Origin of the sequence: Chryseobacterium luteum (assembly GCF_000737785.1) — a bacterium.
Taxonomy (GTDB): domain Bacteria; phylum Bacteroidota; class Bacteroidia; order Flavobacteriales; family Weeksellaceae; genus Chryseobacterium; species Chryseobacterium luteum.
In genome coordinates this window covers 41,931-57,548 of sequence record NZ_JPRO01000023.1, presented here as the reverse complement: position 1 = coordinate 57,548, position 15,618 = coordinate 41,931, and the positions used below count along the sequence as shown (strand labels likewise).

At 36.8% G+C, this 15,618-nt stretch carries 15 protein-coding genes; 3 read left to right on the top strand and 12 right to left on the bottom strand.

The window, feature by feature from the left end; translation table 11 throughout:
• Positions 1-9: 9 nt before the first annotated feature.
• The 5 genes from IX38_RS18855 to tpx all read right to left on the bottom strand — a co-directional run bounded on the left by IX38_RS18855 (position 10) and on the right by tpx (position 6,485).
• Complete coding sequence (locus IX38_RS18855) at positions 10-891, bottom strand: YitT family protein (RefSeq protein ID WP_034707492.1); 882 nt, start codon at positions 889-891, stop codon at positions 10-12.
• An 8-nt stretch (positions 892-899) separates the two neighbouring features.
• Entirely contained in the window at positions 900-1,484 is a 585-nt protein-coding gene (locus IX38_RS18850; protein ID WP_034707529.1) for an HD domain-containing protein, read from the bottom strand.
• Between the two features lie 28 nt (positions 1,485-1,512).
• Positions 1,513-3,555 carry an adenylate/guanylate cyclase domain-containing protein gene (locus IX38_RS22120; protein WP_051884899.1) on the bottom strand — a complete coding sequence of 681 codons (2,043 nt, stop codon included), beginning with the start codon at positions 3,553-3,555 and terminating at the stop codon, positions 1,513-1,515.
• A gap of 12 nt (positions 3,556-3,567) precedes the next feature.
• The gene (locus IX38_RS22115; protein WP_165570751.1) at positions 3,568-5,793 is read right to left on the bottom strand and encodes an adenylate/guanylate cyclase domain-containing protein; all 2,226 of its coding nucleotides are present in this window, start codon (positions 5,791-5,793) and stop codon (positions 3,568-3,570) included.
• 194 nt (positions 5,794-5,987) lie between these two features.
• Positions 5,988-6,485, bottom strand: coding sequence for a thiol peroxidase (tpx, locus tag IX38_RS18835; RefSeq protein ID WP_034707491.1), 498 nt, complete (start codon positions 6,483-6,485; stop codon positions 5,988-5,990).
• 157 nt (positions 6,486-6,642) lie between these two features.
• On the opposite strand from tpx, the gene IX38_RS18830 reads away from it, so the two are divergent.
• From IX38_RS18830 to IX38_RS18820, 3 genes are all read left to right on the top strand, one after another.
• A complete protein-coding gene (locus IX38_RS18830; protein ID WP_034707490.1) occupies positions 6,643-7,095 on the top strand; it encodes a T9SS type A sorting domain-containing protein in 453 nt (150 codons plus the stop codon).
• A 12-nt stretch (positions 7,096-7,107) separates the two neighbouring features.
• Positions 7,108-8,166: a hypothetical protein gene (locus IX38_RS22110; protein ID WP_051884895.1), complete on the top strand. Its 1,059-nt coding sequence runs from the start codon at positions 7,108-7,110 to the stop codon at positions 8,164-8,166.
• Positions 8,167-8,282: 116 nt separating this feature from the next.
• Entirely contained in the window at positions 8,283-10,502 is a 2,220-nt protein-coding gene (locus IX38_RS18820) for an NADP-dependent isocitrate dehydrogenase (protein WP_034707489.1), read from the top strand.
• Between the two features lie 89 nt (positions 10,503-10,591).
• Here IX38_RS18820 and IX38_RS18815 read toward each other — a convergent pair whose 3' ends face one another.
• The 7 genes from IX38_RS18815 to IX38_RS18785 form a co-directional block, all read right to left on the bottom strand.
• Complete coding sequence (locus tag IX38_RS18815; RefSeq protein WP_034707488.1) at positions 10,592-11,173, bottom strand: hypothetical protein; 582 nt, start codon at positions 11,171-11,173, stop codon at positions 10,592-10,594.
• Positions 11,160-11,636 (bottom strand): RNA polymerase sigma factor, encoded by a 477-nt coding sequence (locus tag IX38_RS18810; protein ID WP_034707487.1) that lies wholly within the window; start codon positions 11,634-11,636, stop codon positions 11,160-11,162. The genes IX38_RS18815 and IX38_RS18810 overlap by 14 nt, the downstream gene beginning before the upstream one ends.
• Before the next feature lie 14 nt (positions 11,637-11,650).
• Complete coding sequence (locus IX38_RS18805) at positions 11,651-11,848, bottom strand: hypothetical protein (RefSeq protein WP_034707486.1); 198 nt, start codon at positions 11,846-11,848, stop codon at positions 11,651-11,653.
• A gap of 200 nt (positions 11,849-12,048) precedes the next feature.
• Positions 12,049-13,041, bottom strand: a complete 993-nt coding sequence (locus IX38_RS18800; RefSeq protein WP_034707485.1) for an MBL fold metallo-hydrolase — start codon at positions 13,039-13,041, stop codon at positions 12,049-12,051.
• Between the two features lie 64 nt (positions 13,042-13,105).
• A complete protein-coding gene (locus tag IX38_RS18795; protein WP_034707483.1) occupies positions 13,106-14,107 on the bottom strand; it encodes an aldo/keto reductase in 1,002 nt (333 codons plus the stop codon).
• A gap of 87 nt (positions 14,108-14,194) precedes the next feature.
• Entirely contained in the window at positions 14,195-15,100 is a 906-nt protein-coding gene (locus tag IX38_RS18790; protein WP_034707481.1) for a helix-turn-helix domain-containing protein, read from the bottom strand.
• Positions 15,101-15,187: 87 nt separating this feature from the next.
• Positions 15,188-15,607 carry a hypothetical protein gene (locus IX38_RS18785; protein WP_051884893.1) on the bottom strand — a complete coding sequence of 140 codons (420 nt, stop codon included), beginning with the start codon at positions 15,605-15,607 and terminating at the stop codon, positions 15,188-15,190.
• Positions 15,608-15,618 lie beyond the last annotated feature (11 nt).

Below are 15,618 nucleotides of genomic sequence, written 5' to 3'. Positions count from 1 at the left end.
GTTAAAATTTTAATGTTTTATAATTTCCTTTACGATTCCGCCCTGAGGCTCTCTTACGGTTTGGGTAAAGATAAATGCTTTTGGGTCGATTGCACGGACGATATTCTGTAATTTTCTTACTTCAAGTCTTGTAACAATAGTGAAAATAATATCGGCATCGGCACTGTGTTCAAAAGATTCTTTCATAAAGCCTCTTTCGCCTTTATAAACGGTGATTCCCCTATTCATGGTTAAAACCAGAGCTTTTTTGATTTCTTCGCTGCTTCCGGAAACAATGGTTACTCCTGTGTAAGCTTCGATTCCTTCAATGACATATTTGGTAATCTGACTTGCTACAAGATAGGTCATAATTGCGTATAAAGCCGTTTCCACTTTTAAGAATATTGCTGCAATGATGAAGATTACGACATTCATTCCTAAAATAATTTCAGTAATACTGAAACTACTCTTTTTGAAAGTAAGTAATGCTAAAACTTCCATTCCGTCGAAAGTTCCGCCTCCACGCATGGAAAGTCCGATCCCGATTCCCAAAAAGAAACCTCCGAACATGGCAACTAATAATTTATCATGCGTCAGTTCCGGGAAAGGAATGAAATACATTGTCAGCGCAATTAAAAGAATTGTAAGACTGCTTCTGATGGCGAAATGCTTCCCGATTTGAAAGTAAGCAAGTATAATGAAAGGAATATTTAAAATAAATAAAGTTAATCCTAAATTCCAATGATAGACTTCGTATAGTAAAAGTGAAATTCCGGTAACTCCTCCATCTAAAAAGTGGTTGGGAACCAGAAAAGATTTCAAAGCAAAACTTGCGGAGATCACTCCCAGAACGAGATAAATAATATCTACAATTGAAAATAGCGGACTGTGTTTGGATGATGCTGAACTCATAATAATGATCAGTAGTTTTTTAGTTTTGATTTGATGATATCAAGATTTTCCTGTTTTTTCTGTTTCCTGTTGTTGATCGCAGTTTTGGTAAAATAATGATGGCTTTCAAGAAATTTTTCCTGAAGAAGATTCCAGTCCTGTTCCGAATTGACGATTCCAAACATGGAAAGTTCTTCGAACAGTTTATCTCCGATGACAAAAAAATCATCTCTTCCAAGATAATCCAGATCGGCATCCGCAAGAATTTCTTCTAAATTATTATTTGGAGTCTGCGGGATTTTTGTCGCCATGATCATCCCTTTTATTTTATCAATCCGGGGTTGAGAATATCCATAATCGGGCAGATATTGCTGTGCGATCTCACAGGATTTTTCTTCGTGATTTTTTGAGCCGTACAAAAATCCGGTATCATGAAATAAGGCCGCAGTTTTTAGTAATACCAGATCTTCATCGTTCACATTTTCAGAAACGGCAATCTTCTCTACAGATTCTATAACGTCTTTAATGTGATTGACACTGTGATAAGACAAATGCTCAGGAAGCTTTTCCTTGAGCAGATTCAAAATGTATTTTTTTATTTTTTCGTATTCCATATTTAAAAATAAAGAATGGGTTATTTTTTTATAAGTCTTTTTTAGTTTCAAATGCAAAATACATATCCATTTCTCCTTTTCCTTTGGTATGAATTTTACCTCTGTATTCGCAAACTATCTTATCTTTCACCAACTGGTATGTGGATTCAGAAATATTTATTTTTCCCTTTTCACTGTTCTGTTCCATTCTGGCTGCCGTGTTTACGGTATCCCCCCAGATATCATAAGCGAATTTTTTAACGCCAACAATTCCTGCAATCAAAGAACCTGAATTGATCCCGATTCTTATGTCTAAAACATCCGGATTGGTCTTTTTCCTTTCTTCTATAAACTCAATAATATCTAAGGCTACCAAAACAGTCTGGTACGCATGATTTTGATTTTTAATAGGTACACCACAAACTGCCAAATACGCATCACCGATAGTTTTTATCTTTTCCAAGCCATGCTTTTCCATGATTAAATCAAAAGCTGTAAAACATTCATTCAGCTCAACAAGCATTTTTTCGGCACCCATTTTCTCGGAACTTTGGGTAAAATTAACAAAATCGGTAAATAAAACAGTGACCTCATCATAATATTTGGCTTCAGAACTTCCGTTTTCCTTGAGTTCTTCGGCAACTTCGTATGGGAGGATATTTAAAAGCAAGTTTTCTGTTTTCTGTTTTTCTTTCTGCAGTTCAAAGGTCCGTTCATTAACCTGCTTTTCAAGCAAATCATTTTGATCCTGTAAAATCTGCTGTTTTTCCTGTTCCTGCTTAAGATTTACATTCGATAACCGTTTTACTTCATCCAGCTGTTTTACCAAACTTAAATTGGTTGAGGCAAACTGCCAGCCCAGGTAAGCAGAAATTGAAATAGGAAAGCTTATGAAAATAAAGATCATTACGTATCCCATCATATCATCTCCCATTGTTTCATTTAGGTCAATGGTGTTCAATTTATTTAAAAACATGAAAATAATGACCACTACAATAAAAAGAAAGAACACCAAAACTCCTCCTCCAACAATAAAAGCTGACTTTTCTCTTCTGATCATCGCTCTGATTATTAAATAAAAAGATTCAAAAGCGACAAAAACAAGGTAAAAAAACGCCAGACTGGCTGCAGAAGTAGCACTGAAATAATAAAGAACCATAATTGATGCGGAGATAATCAGCATCACTGTGAGCCTTTTTTTAGTTCTGCCGAATAATGTATTGACAAAACCTGTAAGCGAAGTACCGAATGCCATTACCGAAAGAAATGAAAGAAAGGTATAAGAATCAACAACTAAAGGATCCGTTATTTCAGAAAAGAGCAATACCATATAGCTCATCAAAGAAATTGAAAAATTATAAGTAGAGAAATACAGATTATAAACCGCTTTTCTATAAAAAATGAACAACAATAGATGAATAAATCCTAATGCACCAAATATTCCGCAGATCAACATGGTGTAAAAATTGAAATGCTGCACCATTTCAGCTTTATCTCTGATCAATTTATTGGCAGAAACAAGTTCTATACTGATTGCAACAGGGCTCAGATTGACGGTCTTTTTTTTCGCTCCGACAAGCGGTAAAAACCGTATGGCTAAAACATTTACTTTAGTATTACCTAAAGTAAATAACTCCGGAAATCTATTTCCAATTTTAAATTCTCCCGATTTTATTTTGCCAACGCCTTCAATCTTGTTTCCGTTTAGATAAAGTTCCGAAGCGCCAAGCTGTTTGACATCAAAACATAAAGATTCATTAGTCATTGCAGAATCTATTTTAAAATAGTACCGCACCCAATAAATCTGATCTTTTTTAGACCCTTTTTTAGAGTTTAATTTCATAGGATTCCATGAATAAACCTTTTTAGAATTAAAATTGATATGTTTCCATGAAGAATCATTGAATTCGGGCAAAGCAAAGGCGGGGTTATCCCCTGCAATAAATTTGCTGTTCTCGTCGATGGGTGCACCGTCTTTAATTTCTTGTTCAGTAAAAATCCTGGGTTTTTCAAAAGAATTTTGTGCAAAGCAATATGTTTGCAATACAACCAATGCAGAAAATAAAAATTTAAGGAGTAGGTTTTTTTTCAAAATTTCAATGATTTAAATTGGGGTTTGATTTACGAAATACATCTCCATTGCGCCTTTACCTTTGGTTTCAATTTTTCCTCTGTGCTCAAAAGTAAAATCCTGTTTTATTAACTGATAGGTTGCTTCGGAAATATTTACCCTTCCCGGTACGCTGTTCTGTTCCATTCTTGCGGCCGTATTTACCGTATCTCCCCAAATATCGTAAGCGAATTTTTTCACGCCCACAATCCCGGCAATCACAGGTCCTGAGTGGATTCCGATTCTGATATCCAAAGCGTTTGGGTTTTCCTGTTTGCGGTGTTGAATATAAGAAAGAATTTCCAAACTTGCGGCTACTGCGTTTTTTGCGTGCCTGCCATTAGAAAGCGGCAACCCACTTACCGCCAGATAGGCGTCACCAATGGTTTTTATCTTTTCTAAACCGTATTTCTCCATGAGCCTGTCGAATTCGGTAAAACAGATATTCAGCTCATTGAGCACTTCCTGAACACCGATTCTTTCGGAATTTGCCGTAAAATTGACAAAATCTGTAAACAATACAGAAACTTCATCAAAATGTTTTGCGCTTGTTTTTCCTTTTTCTTTCAGTTCTTCAGCCACTTCATGAGGAAGAATATTTAACAGAAGCTGATCTGATTTCAGCTTTTCCTCGGCTATTTTTTTATTGTCCTTACGCTTTTGATTGTATGAAAATCCTGCAAAACCTAATAGCAGTAAAGACAATCCTGCGCCAACAGCCCACATATTTTTTTGGGTTTTGGAGCTTTCCAGATCTGCTTTTGCAATGGCATCTTTTTTCTCCTGATTGATTCTTGCGATATTTTTTTCCTGATTATATTTTAAGAGAACCGCCTGCTGTTCCTGATCAAATTTAAATTGAATTTCTTTTCTTTTCAAATCTTCTTCCAAAGCCAGCCTTTTTCGTTCTTCATCGGTTTTTGCAGCAGCCTGTTTTTTTTCAAACTCAAAACGGAGGGCTTTTAATTCCATTTCTTTTTGTAGTTGAATGCGCTTGGTTTCTTCTTCGAGTTTTATCCGGGTTCTTTCGCTGGCAAGCTCAGTCTGTGATTGCAGAGCAGAAAGTTCTTTCATTTTATCCAGGCCGTAGATTTTTTCGTTCTCCTCAATATATTTTTTGTGAAAAATTAAAGCCTGTTCATAATTACCCAATTTCTCATGAATTTTGGATAAATTCTGATAATTCTGGATGATAATTTGCGGAACAATATAAGTATTGGTACTTTTTATATATTCAGATTCAGCATTTAATTCATTCAACAAAGCTGTAAGTTCATCTTTGTTAACAGATTTATCATTTTCTGATAAAAGTTTTGCAAGCTGAATATCATGCAAAATGGTCTGGTACGTAAATTTGGTAGATGCCAGGTCTTGTGAAGGCATAAATTTTAATGCTTTATGAATATAATCTTCAGCAAGAGTATAATTTTTATCATGTTTACTAAGCAGTGCAAAACCATAATAAATTGTTGCTAAATTGGGTGAATTACTGTCTTTAAAATAAGCATAAGACTTATCCAGATAATATTTTGCCGAGTCCAATTCCTTTTTATCTTCATAACATAAAGCCAATAAGCTGTAAGTACCGTTTATCTGATCCTGATTTTTTTTGTCGGTGAATTCTATACTTTTTTTAAATGAATCAATAGCTTTATCATGATTTTTAGTCCCTATATAAAAGCTTCCGAGAATCTGATAGGCTTGATTCAGGTTGGCCGGGTAATATTTTTTCACAAAGTCCACATAGGTGTTTGCTGCTCCATAAGTATCATTAAACTTGCTTTGTGTATAGCTGTTAGAAAACAAACCCTGATAAGCAAACATTACAAAATGTTTACTTATATCTTTTCCATCTTTATAATATTTCAGGTTTTTCTGAAAGTATTTTGCTGCCTCATCATTATTCTTTTTATAGATATTGGACATGGCAAACATATGATTCAGCATTGCTTTGCTGTTATAATTGGTGGAATTTTTTAAAAGATCCTCTCCTTTCTTTAAATGAACATCCAACGATTTGAAATCAGCCTTAGTCAAATATAATTCTGCAAGAACCAAGTGAATTTCACCTTGCCGGTTGACATCGTTCTTTTTTTCCAAAAGCGGAATCATATTACTGGCATAAACGATGGCACTATCCATATTTTTCGCAAGATAATAAGCACTGAAAAGCTTTTTATTGTCATCTATTCTATCATCATCAGTTTTAGATAAAGACAACTTCTTTTTCAACTTGAGAATCTCATTAGATTCCTGCGCTTTAAAAACTGTATTCCCACAAAAGAAAAAACAGATGAATACAAAAGAGGTAAATTTATTTTTCAATGAATGGTTATTACGTTTATTCACAAAAATAAAAAAATCATTCTATTAAACTAACAGAATGATTCAAATTGGCAAGAAATACTTTTTTATTATTTCAAAGCTTCCAAAGCTGCACTGTAATTTGGTTCGTTTGCAATCTCAGAAACCTGTTCTGTGTAAACTACTTTATTGTTTTCGTCGGTCACAATTACGGCACGGCTCAAAAGACCTTTCATTGGAGAATCCGTGATCGTTACTTCATAATCATCCCCGAAACTGCTTCTGAAATCTGAAAGTGTTTCTACATTGTCTAATCCTTCAGCAGCACAGAATCTACCCAGTGCAAAAGGAAGGTCTTTGGAAACATTAATCACTACAGTATTATCAAGTTTTGAAGCTTCTTCATTGAATTTTCTTGCCGAAGCGGCACAAATCCCGGTATCAATACTCGGAAAGATATTGAAAATTTTCTTTTTTCCATCAAAATCTGAAAGAAGCTTCACATTCAGACCGGAATCTACCAACGCAAAATCTCTTACGGTGGTTCCTACTGACGGAAGGGTTCCTATTGTATTTACTTCATTTCCTTTAAGTGTAATCGCTGACATAATTTTATTTTTTAAGTTTCTCAAATTTACTCAAAATAGAAAGTTTTTGCAGTCAATTAAAGGTTAAATAATTCTTAAAGTAAAATAAGCATCCCTATCGCCTGAATTAATTTTTGATATGAAATTTTGATTATATTAGCAGTCAAAATACAAATCGATGATAAAAAAAATCACCCTCCTTCTCTTTGGAGTGCCTGTTTTTGGCTGTGCTCAGTCTGTGATCGGAAATATCAATTCCGGGGCTGTTTCCGACACCAATTTTACGCATTCTGTGGGAGAAATCTACGTAATTCCAACTGATCCTGATCAGGCCAATTCAGGAACAATGGGAGTGTTCTACCAATCTGTCATAAAAGTTTTAGGTATCACAGAACTTGAAAAAGACCGGATAAAGATCTATCCCAATCCTACCACTGATTTTGTTCATATCACTCTCAATTCAAAGACAAAAATCGAAGAGGCTGAAGTCTATGACACTGCCGGAAGACTTGTTTTGAAAGTGAAACCGGACAATGGAAAAATTGATCTTCGAGGTCTGAATCCGGGGATATATATGATCTCATTCAAGAATCCGGACATCAAACCTGTTAAAATTATTAAAAACCCTTAAAAACATTCAAACATGAAAAAAATTTATTCCGCATTAGGCTTATTTATAGCAACATTTTTAAGCGCGCAGGTTCCGCAGGCTTTCAGCTATCAGACCATTGCATTCAATGCTTCAGGGGCGCCCATTGCCAATGGGAATGTTGCTTTAAAAGTAAGTATCCTGGAAAATACTGCTACAGGGACTGTTTTATATACTGAAACCCATCATAAAACAACCAATTCCAAAGGATTGGTTAATCTGAATATCGGTGAAGGAGCCCCTTCTACAGGAACTTTCGGAGGAATCAACTGGGGAACGAACTCAAAGTTTGTAAAAGTGGAAATGGATCCTCAGGGCGGCTCCAACTATACCAATGTAGGAGTCAATCAGTTGATGAGTGTTCCTTATGCATTAGTAGCTGATAAAGTAAATATGAATTTTACCACGTCTTCATTAAACGATGATATTGTAGAGAATAAATTTTCAAATTTTGCTGTTTACAATTCATCTGAAGGTAAAACGTATGTATTTAATGCTAAAACAAACACATGGAGTGGACAAAACGGAGGAAGTGCATCTACAGGATATATAATCCCTTCAAACGGAAATTTTGCTGTTTATAATTCTTCTGAAGGTAAAACTTATGTATTTAATGCCAGAACAAACACATGGAATGGACAAAACGGAGGAAGTACTTCCACAGGATATATAACCCCTTCAAACGGAAACTTTGCTGTTTATAATTCCTCAGAAGGTAAAACGTATGTATTTAATGCTAAAACAAACACATGGAGTGGACAAAACGGAGGAAGTGCTTCCACAGGATATATAATCGCTTCAAATGGAAATTTTGCTGTCTATAATTCTTCGGAAAGTAAAACGTATGTATTTAATACCAAAACCAATACATGGAACGGACAGAACGGAGGTAGTTCCTCTGCAGGTTATATAAGTGGATTAAATGGAAATTTTGTCATCTACAATTCATCAGATGGTAAAACTTATGTATTTAATGCCAAAACAAACACATGGAGTGGCCAAGACGGTGGTAGTGCATCTACAGGATATATTACAAGTTCCGGATCAAATTAATATTTATCAGACTGTCTTAATCAGCCAGTTTTTTTTATTTCAAAATGCTCTAATAAAACAATCATATTTAGTAAATTTGTGAGTCTTAAAAAAATCAAATAATAAATAACAGTATAATGTCAGACAAATCAAAAATCTATTACACCCTTACGGATGAGGCTCCTATGTTGGCAACACACTCGTTTTTACCTATTGTAAAAGCATTTACAAAATCAGCAAACATTGAGATCTCAGTTCCGGATATTTCTTTGGCAGGAAGAATTTTAGCCAACTTCCCTGAATTTTTGAAGGATGATCAGAAAATCGATGATGCGTTGGCTCAATTAGGTCAATTGGCAACTCAACCCGATGCAAACATTATCAAATTACCCAATATTTCAGCTTCAGCCCCTCAGTTAGACGAGGCCATCGCTGAATTACAGTCTAAAGGTTTCGCAGTTCCCAATTATCCTGCAGAGCCTAAGAATGACGAAGAAAAAGCAATTAAAGCTAAATATGCCAAAGTTTTAGGAAGTGCCGTAAACCCTGTATTAAGAGAAGGAAATTCTGACAGACGTGCTCCAAAAGCGGTTAAAAACTATGCAAAAGCCAACCCTCACAAAATGGGTGACTGGGCTTCTGACAGCAAAACAGACGTTGCTCACATGAATACCGGAGATTTCTACGGAACTGAAACTTCAACAACGTTAGAAAACGCAACACAATACAAAATCGTTTTCAAAGGAAATGACGGTGCCGAAACTTTATTGAAAGATTTTGCAGGTCTTCAGGCTGGAGAAATTATCGATTCTTCAGTAATGAACTTAAACGCTTTGAAAGCTTTTGTAAAAGAAGCTATTGAAGAAGCTAAAAACAAAAACGTACTTCTTTCTGCTCACTTAAAGGCTACGATGATGAAAATCTCTGACCCTATTATTTTCGGGGCTATCGTAGAAACTTATTTCAAAGATGTTTTCACTAAATATGCTGAGACGTTCAAGTCTTTAGATGTAAATCCAAATAACGGTCTTGCCGATCTTTTCGAAAAAATCAAAGGAAACGCTCAGGAAACTGAAATCAAAGCTGATATTGAAGCGGCTTTAGCTAACGGGCCAAGAGTGGCTATGGTAAATTCCGACAAAGGTATTACCAACTTCCACGTTCCTTCTGATATCATTGTTGATGCTTCTATGGCTGCTTTGGTAAGAGGCGGAGGAAAAATGTGGAACAAAGAAGGGAAAGAAGAAGATACGGTTTGTATCATCCCGGACCGTTCTTATGCAGGTTTCTATCAATCAGTTATTGATGACATGAGAGCTCATGGAAAATTAGACCCTACCACAATGGGTTCTGTTCCAAACGTAGGTTTAATGGCTCAAAAAGCTGAAGAATACGGTTCTCACGATAAAACTTTCCAGGCAACTGCAGACGGAACAATTGAAGTTCAGGATGAAGCAGGAAACGTTCTTCTTTCTCAAAAAGTTGAAAAGAACGATATTTTCAGAATGTGTCAGACTAAAGATGCTCCAATCCAGGACTGGGTAAAATTAGCGGTAAACAGAGCGAGATTATCTGATACGCCTGCCATTTTCTGGTTAGATAAAGGAAGAGCACACGACAGAGAAATCATCAAAAAAGTAGAAAAATATCTTAAAGACCACGATACAACAGGTCTTGACATCAGAATTCTTGATGTAAAAGATGCGATGACTGAAACACTGAAAAGAGCAAGAGAAGGAAAAGATACCATTTCTGTTTCAGGAAACGTACTGAGAGATTATTTAACCGACCTTTTCCCTATCCTTGAACTGGGTACTTCTGCAAAAATGCTTTCTATCGTTCCATTGATGAACGGAGGAGGTTTATTCGAAACAGGTGCCGGAGGATCTGCTCCAAAACACATTGAGCAATTCCTGGAAGAAGGGTACTTAAGATGGGATTCTCTGGGTGAATTCTTAGCGCTTCAGGCTTCTTTAGAGCATTTGGCTCAGACGCAGGGAAATACAAAATCTCAGGTTTTAGCTGATGCATTGGACGAGGCTAACGCTAAATTCCTGGCAACTGATAAGTCGCCTGCAAGAAAAGTAGGCCAGATCGACAACAGAGGTTCACATTTCTATTTAGCCATGTACTGGGCTGAAGCTTTGGCTAACCAGACCGCAGATGCTGAATTGGCAGCTCATTTTGCTCCGGTTGCAGCAGCATTGCAGGAAAGTGAAGCTGTTATCAACGAAGAATTGATAAGCGCTCAGGGTAAAGCTCAGGATATTGACGGTTACTACAAAACTGATACGTACAAAACGTATGCAGCCATGAGACCAAGCACTGTTTTAAATGAAATTATTGACGGAATCTAATTCTCCGACTGATATAAATGAAAGCCCCTTTAAAAGAAGGGGCTTTTTTATTGCAGAAAAGAAAACCTATTATTAAAAGTAATATCAAATTAATCTGACAGCTGTTTACTAATATGGTCTATATTTTTAAATAGTTTTTCTATTTGCTTATTTTGATATTTATTGACGATCAACCTGAATACAAAATACATAAAAAGCATATAAAGTAAAATTCCCAAGTAGGTCATCAACATCATACGAATATCCGGATACACTGACTCAAAAATGAAAATACCATATCCAGATCCGAACAGTATAAATGTAAAAAATACCGTCCGCCCCACTTTTCTTCTGCCAGAGACTATATTTTTCATTTCCTCCAGATATTCCTTGTTACTTTTAAGGTAATTAAGCTTCTCTTTTTTTAGCAGTCTCATCTTTATACTTATTGTCAAAAGAAAGGCACCTACAATAATAATTTCACCAAGAGGGGTTGTCCATAATTTCCAATTCTGGAAGCTAAAGACGTAGCATAAAATAAGCACCAGAAGAATCAAAATAAAAATCATGAAATAGATCATTCTTTTTTTTCTATTTTGATACTTTTTCACCAGTTGTATGATTTCATCGCTAGGCGGTATGACTTCCTGCTCCGACAGCCACAATTCTTTTATTTCTTCAAATGTGTTCATTCGATCTAAATTTATCTAAAAGTTTTTCTTTGATCCGATGAATCTTTACACGGACATTGGCATGGCTGACCCCTGTTATTTCCGCTATTTTTTCCTGAGACAGCTCTTCCAGAAACAGAGAAATAATAATCCTGTCTATACTGGGAAGTTCAGAGATATATTTATATAATCTTTCAACCTGTTTTCCTCTATCCGGATCCGGATCTTCCTGCTTCAAATTAGGTGGAAATTCAACACTGGGACGCTTGCTTTGTTTCTGGACTTCCTGCAGGCATTTATTAGTTGCTATTCTAAAAATCCATGTGCCGATAGAAGAACGGTTTTCAAATTTTGAAAAGTTTTCCCATACTGCTATAAAAGTTTCCTGGGTGATATCTTTTGCTTTCTCCTGATCATGGAAATATCCCAGACAGACCCTAAGGATCTTTGGCGCGTACGTATTGTAGATTTCATCGAAATTCATCCGCTGGGTAAGCTTTAATTTCTTTCCTGCATTTTTTTGAACTGCTTCATTCTATAAATTCCGATGATTTCCAAAAGTATTCCTGAGATCATAAAAACCCAAAACCAAGTATCACTTCCAATCCCCCACCTTTTCATTATATTGGGCAGCATAACTAATAATAATCCAACCGGAACCAAAAAGTTCATTTTCAACCCTTTATTTTTATACATTTCAAAATGTTTTTTGTTTATATCCTTTAGATCACGAAGCCTGCGAAATGTTACAATATATTTAGAATAAATTTATTACAGACCCATATTTACTGTTAAAATTTCCTCCCATTAACTAATTAAATAAGACAAATCCCTTCATTTCTGAAAGGATTTATTATGAAAAACTATGTCGTAGAAAATTTAAGTTCGTTTGTTGGTTAATTCATAAAACTCTCCGGAATCCATTCATAGGCGGTATCTTTCTTCTTTGTAAAACCAAGTCCCGGCCAGGGAAGATGGTAGGCAAAGGCTTTAGTCTTAGTTTCTGCCAGTTGCTTAAGTAATTTTTTACGGGATTCTGTAGCAATATCCAGATCTGTGTCCCCCGAAAATCCCCATTCAGGATGTGGAAAAAGAATAACATCGGAATGGACGAGGTCTGCAATATATATAAGCTTTTCGTTACCCGAAGAAATCGTCATAACCGTAAGGCCTGGCGTATGTCCCGGCGCCAGCTGAAAACTGAAATGGTCATGCAAAGTTTTTTTAAAGTCATAAAATTTCAGCTTCGGACGGATCGTTTTCAGAATATTCTGAATAGGCGGAATAACCTGATTAAGGAACTCCGGCTGGTTCTTTAAAAAGCTGTTTTTAAAATCTTTGATGGAAGCCTGCAGCCAGAAGTCATGCTCGATCTTTGAAATATAAAGATCCGCATTGGGAAAAACCAGATTATTCTGTTTATCCACCACCCCGCCAATATGATCCGGATGAGCGTGGGAAATAAAAACATCTGTGATATCTTTCGGAGAAAATCCCGATTTTTGCAAACTTTTCAGAATAAATCCTGTCCTTTCATCTGCAAAAATCCCCATTCCGGCATCTAACAGGACCAATCTGTCTTTCGTCTTAACAAGCATCAGGTTCATGGCCATGTCTATATAATCATCGGAACGGAAATGATCTCTTAAAATCATTTTCAACTGGGAAACGTCCGCTCTCGGGGCAAATGTGTCGAGGCTTTTCTCATGAATATATCCATCCGTAAGAATGAACAGCTCCAAGTCTCCAAGTCTGAGCTTTTTAAATGCTGAAAGATCTTCTCCGTAATGCGATGAGAGTATTTTGGGACTGCCAAAAACATCAGAAAACGGAACAAAACTGAATGCTCCGGCCATGAGTCCGTTTTTTAAAAGTTCTCTTCTGTTCATAATGAATATGTATTTTTTATACTCCGGATCCCTGAATAAACCAGAAATCCGGAATATGATATTTTTAATTGTTTACCAGTTTCATAGAGCCTTCGGTATATCTTTCGCCTATGTTAGGATATTTATTCAGAAGTGAATCTATTGTTTCCAGATCAGATGGTGAAAGATCAATATTCACCGCTGCAATATTCTCTTCCAGATACTTAATACGCTTAGTTCCCGGAATCGGTATGATATCTCCTCCCTGGTTCAGTACCCAGGCTAAAGCTAACTGAGTACCTTTTACCCCTTTAGACTCTGCAAATTCATTGATTTCTCTTGCCAGGTTTTTATTGTTTTCCAAATATTCTTCCTGATAACGCGGAAGTGTTTTTCTAAAGTCCTCTTCACCAAAATTCTGCACCTCATTGATATTGGCAAAAAGCCCTCTGGCAAGCGGAGAATAAGGTACCAGTGTGATCCCAAGCTCCCTGATGGTCGGAAGTATTTCCTTTTCCACATCTTTGGTCAGGATAGAGTATTCCGACTGCAAAGCTGTGATTGGGTGAATTTTATTGGCCTTTCTGATGGATTCTGCGGAAGCTTCTGATAACCCGAGGTATTTTACTTTTCCTTCTTTAACCAGCTCGGCCATTGCTCCTACTGTTTCTTCTACCGGGATATTCGGATCAACTCTGTGGGCATAATAGAGATCAATGGTATCGATTTTAAGTCTCTGAAGACTCAGATCAACAGCCTGTCTGATCCACTCCGGTGAACCGTCGAAATAGGTTCCGGGCGCTCCGCTGTGGCTTGGCTTTCCATCTTTAAACCTGAATCCGAATTTGGTGGCAATAAAGATCTTGTCCCTGTTCGGAACCAGAACTTTTGAGATCAGCTTTTCATTTTCTCCGGCAGCGTACATATCTGCGGTATCCCAGAAATTCACTCCTAAATCCAATGCTTTATGCAGCGTATTGATACTTTCCTGCTCATCAGCCGGGCCATATGCAAAACTCATTCCCATACACCCTAATCCTATTGCAGACAACTGCTCTCCTGTGTTTCCTAATTTTCTGAATTTCATAATTGCTGTGATTTTAAATTGATAGGACAAAATTAGAACAAGAATGGATTGGATACTCTATAGAATTCAAACTAAGAATTATAAAATTCAAACAGTGGCCGTCCTGACTGCATTGGGAGCCAATCCGGTCTGTTTTTTAAAGAAATTAGTGAAATAGGCAGGCTCTTCAAATCCCAATCCGTAAGCAATCTCGGAAATATTCCAGTCCGTATGTTTCAGTAATGCATTTGCCTCCTGAACGATCCTTGAAGCAATCTGCCGGCTTGTTGTTTTTCCTGTCATTTCTTTTACAGCACGGTTTAAAGAATTTACGTGAATAGAAAGACTTTGTGCATAGTCATTAGGGGTTTTTAATTTCAGGAATGCTTCCGGGCTGTCGATGGGAAACTGTCTTTCCAGGAGTTCCATAAACAGGGATGCGACCCTCTGGGAGGCATTCTGATAAGGTTCAAAGGTCTCTGCAGGATGCATTTTCATTGTTTCATGGATGAGCAGATGAAGGCAGGCACGAAGCATATCATACTTATGCATATATTCAGTCTGAATTTCAGACATCATCTTGACAAACAGATCTGAGACGATCTTCTGCTGTTCTTCATCTACAAAGAAAACAGGAGTTCCCCCAATTTTAAAAAGCTGTGAATCTAAAAGGTTTCCAAGGCGTGAACCATTCTGCAGGAACTGGTCTGTAAAAAGACAGAACCACCCTGTCTGGTCCTCATCATCTGCATCCCAGGAATATGGAACCACAGGGTTGGAAAACAACAGCACTGGACGGTCTACATAGATCCATTTGTCTGCATAGTGCAGCTTTCCTTTTCCTATGATGAGTGAAATCTTATAATAATCTCTCCTGCTGTAAGGCGTTATGAGTGAACAGCTTTCACGTGAAAACACATTAAAGTGCCCCACTCCGGAAGTGGTAACAGCATCATGCCTTTCCATAGATTCATTGCGTAGATAAAATCCTTTTATTGTTTCTTTAGATTCCATACTGCTAAGTTATAAAATTCAAACAAATAATAAAAACGGCCGGCAAATGCCGGCCACTTAAAACTGAATATATAATTGATCACGGGTCTAATGGTGATGCCCGTGTTTTTTATCCATTTTATGCACTTTGGATTTGTGCGCTTTAACTTTCTTGTAGTTATTTTTGTTACGGTTATAAACAGCTACAGGATTCTGACCTTTATAGTATCTTGTTTTAAACTTAGTGTATTTTTCCCTTCCTAGAATTCTTTCTACTTCATTATACCGGTCTTCTCTCCATCGGTCCGGATGGCTTACGTATGCCCTGTTCCAGGAATCATAATCTCTATATCTGCTGTTTAAAGCATTCAGCTGGTTGGTCTGCGTGGCAGAAAGGAGAAGATCTGCAGCCACCGTCTGCCAGTTGATATCTGTTATGCTTCTTCTGTAATCGTTATAATAATCTGACTGTGCATAGGTGAGGCCAAATGTGCCTGCAAGCATTAATGCAATTAATATTTTTTTCATCTATATCTCGT

What these genes read in the sequence shown, in the direction of transcription:
- IX38_RS22110 (WP_051884895.1), top strand. Translation starts at nt 7,108, where the DNA reads ATGAAAAAAATTTATTCCGCATTAGGCTTATTTATAGCAACATTTTTA.
- IX38_RS18820 (WP_034707489.1), top strand. Translation starts at nt 8,283, where the DNA reads ATGTCAGACAAATCAAAAATCTATTACACCCTTACGGATGAGGCTCCT.
- IX38_RS18810 (WP_034707487.1), bottom strand. Translation starts at nt 11,636, where the DNA reads ATGAATTTCGATGAAATCTACAATACGTACGCGCCAAAGATCCTTAGG.
- IX38_RS18805 (WP_034707486.1), bottom strand. Translation starts at nt 11,848, where the DNA reads ATGTATAAAAATAAAGGGTTGAAAATGAACTTTTTGGTTCCGGTTGGA.
- IX38_RS18855 (WP_034707492.1), bottom strand. Translation starts at nt 891, where the DNA reads ATGAGTTCAGCATCATCCAAACACAGTCCGCTATTTTCAATTGTAGAT.
- IX38_RS18790 (WP_034707481.1), bottom strand. Translation starts at nt 15,100, where the DNA reads ATGGAATCTAAAGAAACAATAAAAGGATTTTATCTACGCAATGAATCT.
- IX38_RS18830 (WP_034707490.1), top strand. Translation starts at nt 6,643, where the DNA reads ATGATAAAAAAAATCACCCTCCTTCTCTTTGGAGTGCCTGTTTTTGGC.
- IX38_RS18815 (WP_034707488.1), bottom strand. Translation starts at nt 11,173, where the DNA reads ATGAACACATTTGAAGAAATAAAAGAATTGTGGCTGTCGGAGCAGGAA.
- tpx (WP_034707491.1), bottom strand. Translation starts at nt 6,485, where the DNA reads ATGTCAGCGATTACACTTAAAGGAAATGAAGTAAATACAATAGGAACC.
- IX38_RS18850 (WP_034707529.1), bottom strand. Translation starts at nt 1,484, where the DNA reads ATGGAATACGAAAAAATAAAAAAATACATTTTGAATCTGCTCAAGGAA.
- IX38_RS18800 (WP_034707485.1), bottom strand. Translation starts at nt 13,041, where the DNA reads ATGAACAGAAGAGAACTTTTAAAAAACGGACTCATGGCCGGAGCATTC.
- IX38_RS18785 (WP_051884893.1), bottom strand. Translation starts at nt 15,607, where the DNA reads ATGAAAAAAATATTAATTGCATTAATGCTTGCAGGCACATTTGGCCTC.
- IX38_RS18795 (WP_034707483.1), bottom strand. Translation starts at nt 14,107, where the DNA reads ATGAAATTCAGAAAATTAGGAAACACAGGAGAGCAGTTGTCTGCAATA.